This is a genomic window from Lentzea waywayandensis, assembly GCF_900115955.1.
GTDB classification, from domain to species: Bacteria; Actinomycetota; Actinomycetes; order Mycobacteriales; family Pseudonocardiaceae; genus Lentzea; species Lentzea waywayandensis.
Genome location: NZ_FOYL01000015.1, coordinates 142,355 through 155,988 on the forward strand (window position 1 = coordinate 142,355; position 13,634 = coordinate 155,988).

Consider the following 13,634-nt stretch of genomic DNA (forward strand, 5'->3'; position numbering starts at 1 on the left):
GGCCAGGCAATAGGTGCAATCAAGATTGCGTCTAGCGCAACGGGTCGACGGAGATCAGCCGGGCCTTCTCGGCCTCGATGTCGTAGGCGGGCGGCGGGAACTTCGGGTCCATCTCGCGCATGGTCTCCAGCAGCAACTGGCTGATCGCCCAGTTCCGGTACCACTTCCGGTCCGAGGGAACGGCGTGCCAGGGCGTGGCCGAGCAGTTCTTCAACGCCTGGGCGTAGGCGTCCTGGTACCTGGACCACTTCGACCGCGAGTCGATGTCCGCCGGGTTGTACTTCCAGTGCTTCTGCGGGTCGTCCAGGCGCGCGAGCAACCGTTCCTTCTGCACCTCGGGCGAGATGTTCAGGAAGCACTTGACGACCGTGACGCCGCCGTCCGCGAGTTCCTTCTCGAACGCGTTGATCTCCTTGTAACGCCCGCGAATCTCCGCGGCCGTCAGCAGGCGTTCTACTTTGGGCACCAGGACGTCCTCGTAGTGGGAGCGGTCGAACGCCCCGATGCGGCCCTTCTCGGGCAGGACCTTCCTGATGCGCGTCAGGAAGTGCTGGCGCCGTTCGGCGGGAGTCGGTTTCTTGAACGACGCGATGCGCACGCCCTGCGGGTTCACCAGACCGACGACGTGGCGGACGACGCCACCCTTGCCGGCGGTGTCCATGCCCTGCAGGACGAGGAGGACCGCGCGAGAATTCTCCGCGTAGAGCGCCTCCTGCAGACCGTCCAGTTCGGCCCCCGTGGCGACCAGGTCCTCGGCCGCCTCCTTCTTGTTCCTGGGACCGACCGGGCGCCCCGCCGGGTCGAGGGTGGAGAGATCCACCTGATCGAGCCGCAGGGCTTCACGAACCGACTTCTTCGCCATCACCAGACCGTAGCGATTCACCGCTGATTCCGCCCGCTGTGCAAAGTTCCGCCACTGATTGATGAATCTACGCAACGAACTGAGGCAGTGCGCAACGCTTCACGGTCGAATTCGCTTGTCCAGGACCCTAGCCTTGGAGGATGACCGCCATCGCTGAGCACAACACCACCACCAGCGCTGATTACGTCGCCCTCGACGAGGAGTGGAGCACGCACAACTACCACCCGCTGCCGGTGGTCATCTCGCACGGCGAGGGTTCGTGGGTCACCGACGTCGAGGGCCGCCGTTACCTGGACTTCCTGTCCGGCTACTCGTCGCTGAACTTCGGGCACCGCCACCCCGCCCTGGTGGCCGCCGCCGTCGAGCAGCTCGGCCGCGTCACGCTGACCAGCCGCGCGTTCCACCACGACCAGTTCGGCCCGTTCTGCCGCGAGCTCGCGGCACTGACCGGTACCGAGATGGTGCTCGCGATGAACTCCGGCGCGGAGGCCGTCGAGTCCGCGATCAAGGTCGCGCGCAAGTGGGCCTACCAGGTCAAGCACGTGCCGGAGGGCACGGCCGAGATCATCGTCGCCGGGTCCAACTTCCACGGCCGCACCACGACGATCGTGTCGTTCTCGACCGACGAGACCGCGCGCAACGACTTCGGGCCGTTCACGCCCGGCTTCAAGGTCGTGAAGTACGGCAACCTGGACGAGATCGAGTCCGCGATCTCCCCGCGCACGGCCGCCGTGCTGCTGGAGCCGATCCAGGGCGAGGCCGGCGTCGTCGTGCCTCCCGCCGGCTACCTGGCCGGGATCCGCCGGCTGTGCGACGAGAACAACGTCCTGATGATCGCCGACGAGATCCAGTCCGGGCTCGGCCGCACCGGTGAGCTGTTCGCGCTGGACCACGAGGGTGTGCGCGCCGACCTCTACACGCTCGGCAAGGCGCTGGGCGGCGGCATCCTGCCCGTGTCCGCCGTGGTCGGTTCACGGGCCGTGCTGGGCGTGCTGAAGCCCGGTGAGCACGGGTCGACGTTCGGTGGCAACCCGCTCGCCTGCGCCGTGGGCCGCGCGGTCGTGGGACTGCTCGCGACCGGCGAGTTCCAGCAGCGCTCGCGGGAGATGGGCGCGTACCTGCACGCGGAACTGAACAAGCTGGTCGGGCACGGCGTGGCCGAGGTGCGCGGGCGCGGGCTGTGGGCCGGTGTCGAGATCGCGCCGGGCGGTCCGGTCGGCCGGGCCGCGTCCGAGGCGCTCGCCACGCGTGGGGTGCTGTGCAAGGAGACGCACGCGTCGACGTTGCGCGTCGCGCCGCCGTTGGTGATCACGCGTGCCGAGGTCGACCTGGGCGTGCAAGCGATCGCCGAGGTCGTTCGTCCCGTTTAGGGTGATTTTCGCTCGTAGCTAGGTCACAAATGCGGCGGACGGGCCACCTGGTTCGTCCGCCGCAGGCATGATGACTCGTATGGGTGAACCCATTGACTAAGCAGAGTCGTGCTGAGGCCGCTGCCGCTTTGGGCAGATGGGTTGAGCCGGAAGAGGTCTACGCCGAGGGACGCGCGTTGCGGTCCTCAGTGGACTTCAAGGCGCACCGCTCGATGTCGTTGGCCTCTTCACGCCCGTCCGTGCTGGAGTTCATGCGCGCCAGCAACAAGGGCCGATTGGAAAACCTGATCCCACTGAGGGTCGGCCGGATGCTGGAGAACCCGTTCGCGTTCTTCCGCGGTTCGGCCGGGTTGCAGGCAGGCGATCTCGCCGCCGGCTGCTCGACGGGCCTTCACGCTCAGCTGTGCGGTGATGCACACGCAGCGAACTTCGGCCTCTACGGCACGCCCGAGGGCCAGATCGTCATGGACATCAACGACTTCGACGAGACGCTGCCCGGGCCGTGGGAATGGGACCTCAAGCGGCTCGTCGCCTCGCTGGTGCTGGCGGGCCGCGTCGGCGGCGTGTCGGACAAGGGCTGCCGCGATGCCGCCGAGGACGCCGTGAGCGCGTACCGGGGCACGATCCGGCACCTCGCGGAGATCCCGTTCCTGGACTCCTGGACCGCGCTGGGCGACGAGTCGACGCTGTCGAAGGTCAAGGCGGACGACCTGCTCAACGACTTCTCCAAGGCCGCCGAGAAGTCCCGTAAGAACACCAGCGCCCGGTTCGCCGCGAAGTGGACCGCGCACGACGGCGAGAAGTGGCGGTTCATCACGAACCCGCCGACGTTCACCGAGGCCACTCCCCCGACCGCCGAGGCCGTGATCGCCTCGCTGCCGTCCTACGTGGACACCCTGCGCGAGTCGCGGACCAACCTGATCATGCGGTACGGCGTGTCGGACGTGGCGTTCCGCGTCGTCGGCACCGGCAGCGTCGGCCTGCGCAACTACCTGATCCTGTTGCACGGCAACGGCTCCGAGGCTCTGGTGTTGCAGGCCAAGGAAGCGCGCCCGTCCGCTTTGCAGCCGTTCCTGGACGTCGAGCCCGCCAAGCACGAGGGCAAGCGGATCGTGCACGGCGCGCGGCTCGTCCAGGCGGAGTCGGACATCCTGCTGGGCTGGACGACGATCGAGGGCCGGCACTTCATCGTGCGGCAGTTCCGCAACCGCAAGGGCGAGATCGACGCGACCACGTTGAAGCGCGACGACCTCGACGACTACGGCCGCTTCGCCGGCGCCCTGCTGGCCCGCGCGCACACGCGGTCACTCGACCCGCGGCTGCTGGCCGGGTACTTCCAGAACGGCGGCGGCGACGACCTCGACCAGGCGTTCGCGAAGTACGCGTTCGACTACGCCGACCAGACCGAGGCGGACCACGCCGAGCTGGCCAAGCTCGTCAGGAGCGGGAAGCTGTCCGCGCACGTCGAATGACCGCCTCGGACACGAGCCACAGCGTCACGGCGTTGAGGACGTGCCAGAGGAAGTGCGTGCCGCTCGGGACGCTTCCGCACAACGGTTCATCGAGCGTGCGCAGCGTCAGTGACACCGCGAACACCGCGGCCGCTCCCCCGAACCACTTCCAGTCGCGGCCGGACAGCGGGGCGAGGACCAGCAGGGCGAGCAGCGCGGGCAGGTAGATGCCGGGACCGACGCGCACGAGCAGGCCGATGACGACGGCGGACGCGATGAACACCGGCGCCGCGAGCCAGGCCCGTGACCAGCGGATCTGCCGGTAGTGGTGGGCGAACACGACCACGTGGTACAGGACGAACACAGCGATGAACGCGCTGTCCAGGGCACCGGTCAGCCGGGTCGCGAGGGTGTGGAAGCCCAGGCTCGCGAGGCCGACGAGAGCGAGCAGGACCGGGAGCGCTCTCAGGCTCGGCGGGGCCTGTTTCCGCAGCAGCAGAAGCGCCGCGATCAGGAACGCGAGGTTCGTCAGCGCGTTGAGCGGCTCGGCCCAGATTCCCGGACCGAGGCGTTCGCAGTAGGCGTCGACCGACACGCCAGCGGTTCTATCGCACGGAGACGAACGGAAAGGTTGACCTAGCCTGGCGGTATGAAGATCCGCCGCGCCGCCTCCCCCGACGACGTGTTCGCCGCCGCGCACCTGTTCGACGCGCCGCCGCGGCCGGACGCGACCGCTCGGTTCCTGGCGCAGGATCACAGTCATCTGCTGATCGCCTACGTCGGCGACCAGCCCGCCGGGTTCGTGTCCGGGGTGGAGACGACGCACCCGGACAAGGGCACCGAGATGTTCCTCTACGAGCTGGGCGTGGACGACGCGTTCCTGCGCCGCGGCATCGGCACAGCGCTCGTCGAGGCGTTGAAAGCCCTTGCGCAGGAACGGGGTTGCTACGCGATGTGGACCGGCACCGCCGCGGGTGACACGGCGGCGCAGGCCACGTACAAGAAGGCGGGCGGGTCGATCGACGACGGCGCCTTCGTCAGCTGGGACCTGAACTAGGTCCAGACCGGTTCGTCCACTTCGGACACCCTGCCGTCCGCCCGGAAGTGCAGGAACCGGTCGAACGACTTGGCGAACCACCTGTCGTGCGTGACGGCGACGACCGTGCCCTCGAAGTCGTTCAGCGCGTTCTGCAACGCCTCCGCCGACGCGAGGTCGAGGTTGTCCGTCGGCTCGTCGAGCAGCAGCAGCGTCGCCCCGGACAGTTCCAGCAGCAGGATCTGGAACCGCGCCTGCTGCCCGCCCGACAGGTTCTCGAACCGCTGGTCGCCCGCCTGGTGCAGGCCGTAGCGCTGCAACACCGACATCGCGGCACCCCGGTCCTTGCCAGTGCGCTGGCCCTCGCCGTGCCAGAGGATGTCCACGAGCGTGCGGCCCAGCCACTCCGGGTGCTCGTGCGTCTGCGCGAACAGGCCCGCGACGACCCGTGCGCCGAGCTTCCACTTGCCGGTCGTGTTGACCTGGTCACCGCCGAGCAGCCGCAGGAAGTGGCTCTTGCCGGAGCCGTTCGAGCCCAGCACCGCCACCCGGTCGCCGAAGAAGATCTCCTGCGAGAACGGCTTCATGAGCCCGGTCAGCTCCAACGCCTCGCACGTGATCGCGCGCACGCCCGTGCGACCGCCCTTGAGCCTCGGGGTGACCTTCTCGTCCTGAGGGATCTCCGGCGGCGGGCCCGCCTGCTCGTACCGTTCGAGGCGCGCGGCCATGACCCGGTACTTCTGAGCCATCACCTCGGAGGACTTGGCCAGCTGCTGGAGCGTGCGGACGAGGTCCTTGAGCCGCTCGTGCTCCTCGTTCCAGCGCCGGTGATCTTCCAGCAGCCTGTCGATGCGTTTTGCACGGGCGCCGTGCCACGTCGCGAACGAGCCTGCGTGCGTCCACGCGGAATGCGCCTCGACCGTGACGACGTGCGTCGCGGCGGTGGACAGCAGCTCGCGGTCGTGACTGACGACGAGAACGGCCTTGTCGGTGGCCTTGAGCCGGTCTTCGAGCCAGCGCTTGCCGGGGACGTCGAGGTAGTTGTCGGGCTCGTCGAGCAGCAGGACCTGCTCGTGGCCGCGCAACAGCGTTTCGAGGACCAGCCGCTTCTGCTCGCCGCCGGACAGCGTGCGCACCTCGCGGAAGCGGGCCCGGTCGTAGGGCAGGCCGAGCGCGGCGACGGTGACGGTGTCCCAGAGGACCTCGATGTCGTACCCGCCGGCCTCGCCGTAGTTGGTGAGGGCGTTCGCGTACCTCATCTGGGCGGCTTCGTCGTCGGTGTCCATCAACGCGAGCTCGGCGTCGTCGAGCTCCTTCGCCGCACGTTGCAGTGCCACGGGTGCGACGGAGAGCAGCAGGTCACGCACCAGGCTGTCGTCGCGGACCGAGCCGATGAACTGCGGCATCACCGCGAGCCCGCCCTGCACGTGCACGCTGCCCTGCTTCGGGGTGAGCTCCCCCGACAGGATGCGTTGCAGCGTCGTCTTGCCGGCACCGTTGGCGCCGACGAGCGCGACCACGGTCCCGCCGCTCACCTTGAACGAGACGTCGCGGAACAGCTCCCTGCCGTCAGGCAAGGCGTACGCGAGGCCGTTCGCTTCCAGATAACCCACGTGGAGATGGTCCGGGTTGTGCTGTTCCCGGCGCCAGCGAGTTTTCCGCTACCGGAGGCGAAGCGGGTACTTGCGAAGCACCAGGACACCGGCTGTGACCAGCAGGCACTGGAACGCGGGGCCGAACGCGCTGATCACCGTCAGCAACACCGTGAGGCCGCCGAAGACGAACAGGAGGGAGTAGAACAGCCAGGGCCGGACCTGGCGGTTCATGGTGCGGGCGAGTCTGGGCTCGTCCGCGAGCAACCGCTGCTCGATCTCCTCGAGCGAGCGGCGTTCGGCTTCACTCAGCATGGGTGCCTCCGGAAGACGTCGGGACGTCATCATTCCCGCTCGCCTCCCAGTGGATACTCGAACTTCTCCGGAGTCAAACTCGCTGTTCGCGTTCAGTCATGCTCGCGCGCACACCTGGGGGACATCCGAAGAAGCTCGCGCGTGGCAGGAACTGCGCCGCGACGACGCGCCCGCCTTGGTTCGCGCTGCTCGACCGCGTCGCGTCGGCCGCGGGAACGCGACTTCCGGACCGAATCGCGGTGGACGCCGACTTCAACGCCTCGGCGGGAACTCACGGCCTGGTGCGGCCGTCCGAGTCGTTCGTCAGCGACAACCTGTGGGCCGGCTCGCCGAGCGGGTATGAGGTCGTGGCCGCACACCGATCCTCCGGTCGTGCTCAGCGAGGCCGACTCGGCGCGGATCGACGCCGAACCGCACCGCCTCTACGCCCGCGCGGGCCGCGACATGGCCTGATCAGCGGCTCAGCGCGACCAACCGGCTGACCGCCCGCAGGTACTTCTTGCGGTAGCCGCCGCGCAGCATCTCGTCGGTGAACAGCTCCGACAGCGGCTGCCCCGACACCGCGACCGGGATGTCGCGGTCGTAGAGCCTGTCGCCGAACGCCACGAGCCGCAGCCCGACGTTCTGGTCGGGCGCCGGCTTGACGTCCCTGAGGTGCACGGCGGAGACGCCGTCGAGAAGCCTGCCGTACTTCGACGGGTGGATGCGGGCGAGCGCCTTGCACAGGTCGTCGAAGTCGTCGATGGTCGAGCCCTGCCTGGCCGCGGCCTTGGCCTCCAGTTCGGAGGCCGCCATCGGCGGCGGGGCGTCGGGCAGGCCGCGGTGGCGGTAGTCCGGGCCGTCGACGCGGACGACGTCGAACTTCGAGGACATCGACTGGATCTCGCGCAGGAAGTCCGCGGCGGCGAAGCGGCCCTCGCCGAGCTTGTCCGGCAGGGTGTTCGAGGTGGCGGCGACGTGCACGCCGGCCGCGATCAGTTCCTTGATCAGGCGCGTGACCAGCATGGTGTCGCCGGGGTCGTCGAGCTCGAACTCGTCGATCGCGAGCAGCTTGTGGCCGCTCAGGCGCCTGACCGCCTCGGGGAAGGTCAGGACGCCGACCATGTTGGTCAGCTCGACGAACGTGCCGTACGCCTTCGGGCCCGGCACGGCGTGCCAGAGCGAGGCGAGCAGGTGGGTCTTGCCGACGCCGAAGCCGCCGTCGAGGTAGAGGCCGAGCTTGCCCGCCTCGTCCTCGCGGGAACCGAACAGCGACCACTTCTTGCGGCGGACGCTGACCCGCGCGGCGAACACGCGGCCGGCCTCGACCGCGGCGGCCTGCGAGGGCTCGTCCGGGTTGGGGATGTACGTGTCGAAGCTGACCGAGTTGAACCTCGGTGGCGGCACCAGGTTCTCGATCAGTTCGTCGGGACTGATCCGGGGATCCCGGTCGGACAAGCGCATGCCCGCAGCTTATCGGCGTGATGGGATGGCCCGGTGGAGATGTTGTGGCCCTCACCGGGCGTTGAGATGACCGACACAGCCCTCGAGTCGTTGTACGCCTATCCGGCCGATCGGACGTGGGTCACCGCGAACTTCGTGTCCAGCGTGGACGGTGCGGTGTCGGTCGACGGGCGCTCCGCGGGGCTCGGGTCGCCCGCGGACCGGAAGATCTACCTGCTCGGGCGCGAGCTCGCCGACGTCGTGATGGTGGGTGCGGCGACCGTGCTGATCGAGGGGTACCGGGGTGCGAAGCGCGCCAGGCCGTTGCCGATCGCCGTGGTGACGACGCGCGGCTCGCTCACCCCGGACCTGCCGCTGTTCACCGACACGGCCGTGCCGCCGATCGTGATCACCTGCGAGGCCGCGCGGATGCCGGCGTTGCCCGCCGAGGTGATCATCGCCGGGGACACCGAGGTCGACCTGAAGGTCGCGGTCGCCGAGCTCGCGGCGCGGAGGCTGCACCGGATCAACCTCGAAGGCGGGCCGCGGCTGTTCGGGTCGATGGTGGCCGAGGGGCTGGTGGACGCGCTGAACCTCACGGTGGCGCCGGTGCTCGCGGTGGGTGACTCGTCGCGGATCGCGCACGGTTCGGTGATCCCGCCCGTGGATCTCGCGCTGGCGTCGGTGCTGCGCGCGGACGACGTCCTGTTGCTGCGGTATCAGCGGCGAGATTCCAGCTGAAGAGGCAGGATGTGCGCGTGGACCTACCGCTGACGCCACCTCTGCAGCCGATGCTCGCCACCGCCGTGGACGGGATCCCGGACGACGCGAACCTGTTCTTCGAACCGAAGTGGGACGGGTTCCGCTGCGTGGTGTTCCGCTCCGGCGACGAGGTGCTGTTGCAGTCGCGCAGCGGAAAGCCGCTCAACCGCTACTTCCCCGAGGTCGTCGCCTCGATGCTCGACGTGCTGCCCGACAAGGTGGTCGTCGACGGCGAACTGGTGGTGGCGAAGAACGACGAGCTGGACTTCGACGCGTTGTCCGAGCGCATCCACCCGGCGGCCTCGCGGGTGGCGATGCTGTCGGAGGCGACGCCGGCCACGTTCGTCGCGTTCGACCTGCTGGCGCTGGGGTCCGAGGTGCTGCTGGAGTCGCCGACGATCGCGCGGCGCGAGGCGTTGCTGAAGCTGCCGGGGCTGAACGTGACGCCCGCGACCACGTCCGTAGAGACGGCCCGGCAGTGGTTCACGCTGTTCGAGGGCGCGGGGCTGGACGGCGTGATGGGCAAGCCGTCGGACGGCCCGTACACGCCGGGCAAGCGTTCGATGATCAAGGTGAAGCACGCGCGCACCGCCGACGTCGTGCTCGCGGGCCTGCGCTGGCACAAGGACACCGAGCCCGGCACGGCGGTCGGCTCGTTGCTGCTCGGCGTCTACGACTCGAACGACCTGCTGCACCACATCGGCGTCTGCGGTTCGTTCAAGGCGGCCGAACGCCGTGAGCTGGCCGTCGAGCTGGCGCCGTTGATCACCTCGGGTGACCACCCGTGGGCGAATCCCGTTCCGGGCCAGCGGATTCCCGGCGAGATCAACCGGTGGCGCGGCAAGCAGGCCGAGTACGTGGCGTTGCGGCCCGAGCGGGTGCTGGAGATCCACTACACCCAGACCGAGGGCGAGCAGCCCGTGCGGCTGCGGCACAACGGCCAGTTCGCGCGGTGGCGCCCGGACCGCGAACCGCTGTCGTGCCGCTACGACCAGCTGGAGATCCCGGCCCGCTACGACGTGGCGTCGGTGCTGAAAGGCGAGCTTCGGGCCCGTTAGACGTCGGGCTTGGCCGATCTCGTCGCCCCGACCGACGCGATCACGACGCAGCAGACGGCGACCCACTGCGCCGGCGCGAGGTGTTCCCCGAGCAGCACCAGGCCCGCGACCGCGGCCACCGCCGGTTCCATCGACATCAGGATCCCGAACACGCGCGGCGGCATGCGGCGCAACGCCTCCAGCTCCAGCGAGTACGGGATGACCGACGACATCAGCGCGACCGCGAACCCCGCCGCGAGCACCACCGGGTCGAGCATCGCGGTGCCGGCCGAGCCGATGCCGAACGGCAGCGCGATCGCCGAACCGACCACCATCGCGAGCGCGAGGCCCTTGCCGTCGGTCGTCTGGCTGCCGAGCTTGGCCGTCACCAGGATGTACGCCGCCCAGCACGCACCCGCGGCCAGCGCGAACAGCACGCCCGTCCACAACAGACCGCCCTGCACGCGCGTGAGCAGCACGACGCCCGTGCCCGCCAGCAACACCCACACGCCGTCGAGCCAGCGCCGCGAGCCCGCGACGGCCACCGCGAGCGGCCCGAGGAACTCGATCGTGACGGCCGCGCCGAGCGGGATGCGGGCCAGCGCCGCGTAGAAGCAGAGGTTCATCGCGGCGAGCACCGCGCCGTAGGTGGCGACCGTGACGAGCGTCCTGCGGTCGAGCCGCAGGGACGGACGCCAGATCACGACCAGCACCAGTGCGGCCATGAGCAGGCGCAACGTCACCGTGCCCGCCGCGCCCGCGACCGTGAACAGCTGCTTCGCGAACGCCGCGCCGACCTGCACGCTCACGATGCCCGCCAGCACGAGCGCCGTGGGCGGGATGCCGCCTGCGAGGCGAGCGACGGGGAGCCGGTCGGCGTGATCCATGTCCCCATCCTGACTCACAGCGTGCGTCCACGAACGGGACTTGCCTCGAAGGTGAGTCAGGACGCGCCCTGACTCACCTTGCATTTACCTTGCCCGTGCGACGCTCAGCTTCCGGAGTGTGAACGAGAGTGAGGAAATCTGTGCGTCGCGCTGCCTTGGCCCTACTGGCAGTGAGCGTGCTGACGGCGTGCAGCGCGGGTCCCTCGAACCGGCCGGTGATCGCGGTCAAGGGCGAGGAGAACCAGCCCGTCGACCAGAGCGCGCTCGCTGGGCCGCAGCCTGTGCCCCCGCTGGGCGAGTACAAGAAGGACTCGCTGCCGTGGGCGCCGTGCAACGAGCAGATGAAGGACCGCTTCGGCGCGGACGCTCCCCAAGGCGAGCAGACGTACGAGTGCGCACGCATGACCGTCGTGCTCGACCCGCCGGGACGTCCCGGCCGCGGCACGCTCGGCATCGCACTGACGCGTGTCGGCACGGGCAAGAGCGCGCTGGTCGTGGTCAACGACCCCGGCGGCGAGCCCGGCACGCTGAAGGCCGCGCGGCTCGCGGCGGCGTTGCCCAAGGACATCCTCAGCACGTACACGATCATCGGCGTGGACCGGCGGGGCACGGGCCGTTCGGACGGCATGTCGTGCGTACCGCAGGCGACGCGCGCCCAGCTCGTCGAATACGACCCGGCCGAGGCCGAGCAGTCGAACCTCGTGGTCGCCGCGGGCGAGGCCTCGCAGGAGTGCGTCCTGGACCTGGAGGGCAGGCTGACCGCGTTCGACTCGTGGCGCGCGGCCGCCGACCTGGAACGCCTCCGCGACTACCTGGGCGTCGACCGCCTCAACGCCATCGGCCTCGGCGAGGGCTCCCGCGTCATCACGACCTACGCCCAGCGCTACCCGAACCGCATCGGCCGCACCGTCCTCGACGGAGCCCCGGACCCGACACTCGACCAGGTGGGCGTCCTCGAGTCCCGTGCCGTCGCGGCCGAGGCGACGTTCGACGCGTTCGCCCGCGACTGCAAGACCCGCGGCTGCGCTCTCGCGAACCCGCGCGAGGACGTGCAGGCGCTCCTGACCCAGTTGCGTTCCGGACGCGTGCGCGGCGAGTACGTCGACCTGACCCCCGGCTCGGCGCTGAACGCGATCGTGGCGGGCCTCGCGAACCGCTCCCGCTGGCCCGCGCTGACCGACGCGCTGGTGAAGGCCCGCGCCGGTGACAACACGGGCCTGTTCGCCCTGATCGACCCGCTGGTGAACGACCTGGACGAGAACCCGCCGCGCTTCGACGCGGGCCTGATCATCGGCTGCAACGACACGGCCACCCGCATCCCGCCGGACCGCGTGAAGGCCCTCACGGCCGACTGGCAGTCGAAGCACGCGATGTTCGGTGCCCTGTACGCCCGCCAGCTGCTGCACTGCAACCCGTTCCCGCCGCCCAAGGCCGAGAAGGTCGACGCCCTGAAGAGCGCGCCGCCGATCGTGGTCCTGAGCACGGCCAACGACCTCTCCACGCCCGCGCCGGGTACCGAGCACGCGGCGCAGCGGTTGCCGGGGTCGTCGTTGATCGGGTGGCAGGGCAGCGGACATGGCGCTCTGACCCTGTCGGGGTGCGCGACCACGGCCGTCCGGGACTACCTGATCGATGCGAAGGTGCCGTCGAACGGCACCGTCTGCCCGCCCTGATCGGGTTCAGTCGTCGTCCACGACGAGCGTGATGAGCACTCCGGGGCCCCAGTACTGGATGGCGTGAGATGTCACCCTGCCTCGCCCGATCGCCCGCGCGATGGCCGGGTGGGTTCTCGCGAGTGACGCTGGATCGAGGTCGATGACACCCGGAGCTTCGGGCGTTCCCCTGAAGTCGTGGCTGTTCCAGTGAACGATCTTCTGAGCCATGCGGTCCACGTCGCCGGAAGCCTGCCGGCAGTTACTCCGGACATGGCGCGGGGAGCCTTTCGCGTGACCACGACGCGATGAAGGCTCCCCGCCCGAATCTTGTGTCAGCAGCTCGAACAGCAGCCGCAGCCGGGACCCGTGCACCCGGAACAGCACCCACACGTACCCATCAGGGCCTCCCCGTCCTCCAAGCCGGACCTGCGCGGGACCTCCGCGCATCCCACGGTCCGCCCCGGTACAAGCCCTGGGAACCCCCCTCACCCGAACGCGTGGGGACAACCACCGGGGAGTCGCAGCCCGTGATGGCGCTATGCGCCCAGGTCGTCCAGGGCCTTCTGGGCTGCCTCCAGTTCGGCGCGCAGTTGCTCCACGCGGGCGAGCTGCTGGGCACGCGCCGCGTTCAGGACGCCCTCGACGATCTCGGCGACCTCGGGGGTGAGCAGCTTGGCGGCCTGGGCCACGGAGCCGGGCGGCACCGGCGTCGGCCGGACCGTCTTGCGGGTGCCCTGCAGCACCTCCACGGTCCACTCGCCCTCGCCCACCGACACCAGCGTGACGGTGACCTCGGGGACGGCGTTCTTCGCGGACGGCTTGCGCGCGGCAGGCTTCGCGGGCGCCTGCTCGACGGGAGCGGGTGCGGGTTTCGGCTTGGGGGCCGCGGGTTTCACCGGCGCCTCCGGGACGTAGGGATGAATGATCTCAGTCTGGCGCGGCGGCTCCGGAGGCGCAGGAGGCGGGGTCGCCGGCTTCTTGCGCGGCGGGGGCTTCTCCAGGGTCAGCTCGGCCGGGGAGAACGACATCTCGTCCTTCGAACCCGTGGGCCGGACCTGGATGAAGTCGCCTTCGGGAGGATCGGTGACGGCCAGCAGCTTGGCCGACCTGCCCTCCTCCATGCCCACCGCGGCCGCCGTGAACCACACCATCGGTGTGGTGCCTTCGTTCAACTGCGAGCGCAGGCTGTCGACGTCCTCCGCCGACAGCCCGCTCTTCTTCGCCATCGCGCTGCCTCCCCAACCG

14 protein-coding genes are annotated in these 13,634 nt (G+C 69.7%); 6 read left to right on the forward strand and 8 right to left on the reverse strand.

Annotation, left to right across the window (positions count from 1 at the left end; all coding sequences use genetic code 11):
• Positions 1-31 precede the first annotated feature (31 nt).
• Complete coding sequence (locus BM417_RS39700; protein ID WP_093605344.1) at positions 32-862, reverse strand: PPK2 family polyphosphate kinase; 831 nt, start codon at positions 860-862, stop codon at positions 32-34.
• A gap of 140 nt (positions 863-1,002) precedes the next feature.
• Here BM417_RS39700 and rocD point away from each other — a divergent pair, with 140 nt between their 5' ends.
• Positions 1,003-2,232 carry an ornithine--oxo-acid transaminase gene (gene rocD / locus BM417_RS39705; protein ID WP_093605193.1) on the forward strand — a complete coding sequence of 410 codons (1,230 nt, stop codon included), beginning with the start codon at positions 1,003-1,005 and terminating at the stop codon, positions 2,230-2,232.
• A gap of 128 nt (positions 2,233-2,360) precedes the next feature.
• Complete coding sequence (locus BM417_RS39710; protein ID WP_245822596.1) at positions 2,361-3,704, forward strand: DUF2252 domain-containing protein; 1,344 nt, start codon at positions 2,361-2,363, stop codon at positions 3,702-3,704.
• On the opposite strand, the gene BM417_RS39715 is transcribed toward BM417_RS39710, so the two are convergent.
• Complete coding sequence (locus BM417_RS39715) at positions 3,670-4,278, reverse strand: hypothetical protein (protein ID WP_093605195.1); 609 nt, start codon at positions 4,276-4,278, stop codon at positions 3,670-3,672. The genes BM417_RS39710 and BM417_RS39715 overlap by 35 nt on opposite strands.
• Before the next feature lie 54 nt (positions 4,279-4,332).
• Between BM417_RS39715 and BM417_RS39720 the strand changes: the two genes are divergently transcribed.
• A complete protein-coding gene (locus BM417_RS39720; RefSeq protein ID WP_093605197.1) occupies positions 4,333-4,740 on the forward strand; it encodes a GNAT family N-acetyltransferase in 408 nt (135 codons plus the stop codon).
• Here BM417_RS39720 and BM417_RS39725 read toward each other — a convergent pair.
• The 3 genes from BM417_RS39725 to zapE all read right to left on the reverse strand — a co-directional run bounded on the left by BM417_RS39725 (position 4,737) and on the right by zapE (position 8,069).
• Positions 4,737-6,332 carry an ABC-F family ATP-binding cassette domain-containing protein gene (locus BM417_RS39725; RefSeq protein ID WP_093605199.1) on the reverse strand — a complete coding sequence of 532 codons (1,596 nt, stop codon included), beginning with the start codon at positions 6,330-6,332 and terminating at the stop codon, positions 4,737-4,739. The two genes, BM417_RS39720 and BM417_RS39725, sit on opposite strands and share 4 nt — an antisense overlap.
• Before the next feature lie 48 nt (positions 6,333-6,380).
• Complete coding sequence (locus tag BM417_RS39730) at positions 6,381-6,626, reverse strand: DUF3040 domain-containing protein (RefSeq protein ID WP_177320869.1); 246 nt, start codon at positions 6,624-6,626, stop codon at positions 6,381-6,383.
• Positions 6,627-7,079: 453 nt separating this feature from the next.
• Complete coding sequence (zapE, locus tag BM417_RS39735) at positions 7,080-8,069, reverse strand: cell division protein ZapE (protein ID WP_093605202.1); 990 nt, start codon at positions 8,067-8,069, stop codon at positions 7,080-7,082.
• Positions 8,070-8,135: 66 nt separating this feature from the next.
• Here zapE and BM417_RS39740 point away from each other — a divergent pair, with 66 nt between their 5' ends.
• Complete coding sequence (locus tag BM417_RS39740; protein WP_245822598.1) at positions 8,136-8,789, forward strand: dihydrofolate reductase family protein; 654 nt, start codon at positions 8,136-8,138, stop codon at positions 8,787-8,789.
• A 17-nt stretch (positions 8,790-8,806) separates the two neighbouring features.
• Positions 8,807-9,868 carry an ATP-dependent DNA ligase gene (locus BM417_RS39745; protein ID WP_093605346.1) on the forward strand — a complete coding sequence of 354 codons (1,062 nt, stop codon included), beginning with the start codon at positions 8,807-8,809 and terminating at the stop codon, positions 9,866-9,868.
• Here the strand turns inward: BM417_RS39745 and BM417_RS39750 are convergent.
• A complete protein-coding gene (locus BM417_RS39750) occupies positions 9,865-10,734 on the reverse strand; it encodes an EamA family transporter (protein ID WP_093605206.1) in 870 nt (289 codons plus the stop codon). The genes BM417_RS39745 and BM417_RS39750 overlap by 4 nt on opposite strands.
• 170 nt (positions 10,735-10,904) lie before the next feature.
• Between BM417_RS39750 and BM417_RS39755 the strand changes: the two genes are divergently transcribed.
• Positions 10,905-12,407: an alpha/beta fold hydrolase gene (locus BM417_RS39755; protein ID WP_245822600.1), complete on the forward strand. Its 1,503-nt coding sequence runs from the start codon at positions 10,905-10,907 to the stop codon at positions 12,405-12,407.
• 6 nt (positions 12,408-12,413) lie between these two features.
• Here BM417_RS39755 and BM417_RS39760 read toward each other — a convergent pair whose 3' ends face one another.
• Positions 12,414-12,617 (reverse strand): hypothetical protein, encoded by a 204-nt coding sequence (locus tag BM417_RS39760; RefSeq protein WP_093605210.1) that lies wholly within the window; start codon positions 12,615-12,617, stop codon positions 12,414-12,416.
• 308 nt (positions 12,618-12,925) lie between these two features.
• On the reverse strand, positions 12,926-13,615 hold the full coding sequence (locus BM417_RS39765) for a DUF6319 family protein (protein WP_093605212.1): 690 nt from the start codon (positions 13,613-13,615) through the stop codon (positions 12,926-12,928).
• Positions 13,616-13,634 lie beyond the last annotated feature (19 nt).

Excerpts from the sequence above, each read along its gene's own strand:
- BM417_RS39700 (WP_093605344.1), bottom strand. The coding sequence starts at position 862 with ATGGCGAAGAAGTCGGTTCGTGAAGCCCTGCGGCTCGATCAGGTGGAT.
- rocD (WP_093605193.1), top strand. The coding sequence starts at position 1,003 with ATGACCGCCATCGCTGAGCACAACACCACCACCAGCGCTGATTACGTC.
- BM417_RS39720 (WP_093605197.1), top strand. The coding sequence starts at position 4,333 with ATGAAGATCCGCCGCGCCGCCTCCCCCGACGACGTGTTCGCCGCCGCG.
- BM417_RS39730 (WP_177320869.1), bottom strand. The coding sequence starts at position 6,626 with ATGCTGAGTGAAGCCGAACGCCGCTCGCTCGAGGAGATCGAGCAGCGG.
- zapE (WP_093605202.1), bottom strand. The coding sequence starts at position 8,069 with ATGCGCTTGTCCGACCGGGATCCCCGGATCAGTCCCGACGAACTGATC.
- BM417_RS39740 (WP_245822598.1), top strand. The coding sequence starts at position 8,136 with ATGACCGACACAGCCCTCGAGTCGTTGTACGCCTATCCGGCCGATCGG.
- BM417_RS39750 (WP_093605206.1), bottom strand. The coding sequence starts at position 10,734 with ATGGATCACGCCGACCGGCTCCCCGTCGCTCGCCTCGCAGGCGGCATC.
- BM417_RS39760 (WP_093605210.1), bottom strand. The coding sequence starts at position 12,617 with ATGGCTCAGAAGATCGTTCACTGGAACAGCCACGACTTCAGGGGAACG.
- BM417_RS39765 (WP_093605212.1), bottom strand. The coding sequence starts at position 13,615 with ATGGCGAAGAAGAGCGGGCTGTCGGCGGAGGACGTCGACAGCCTGCGC.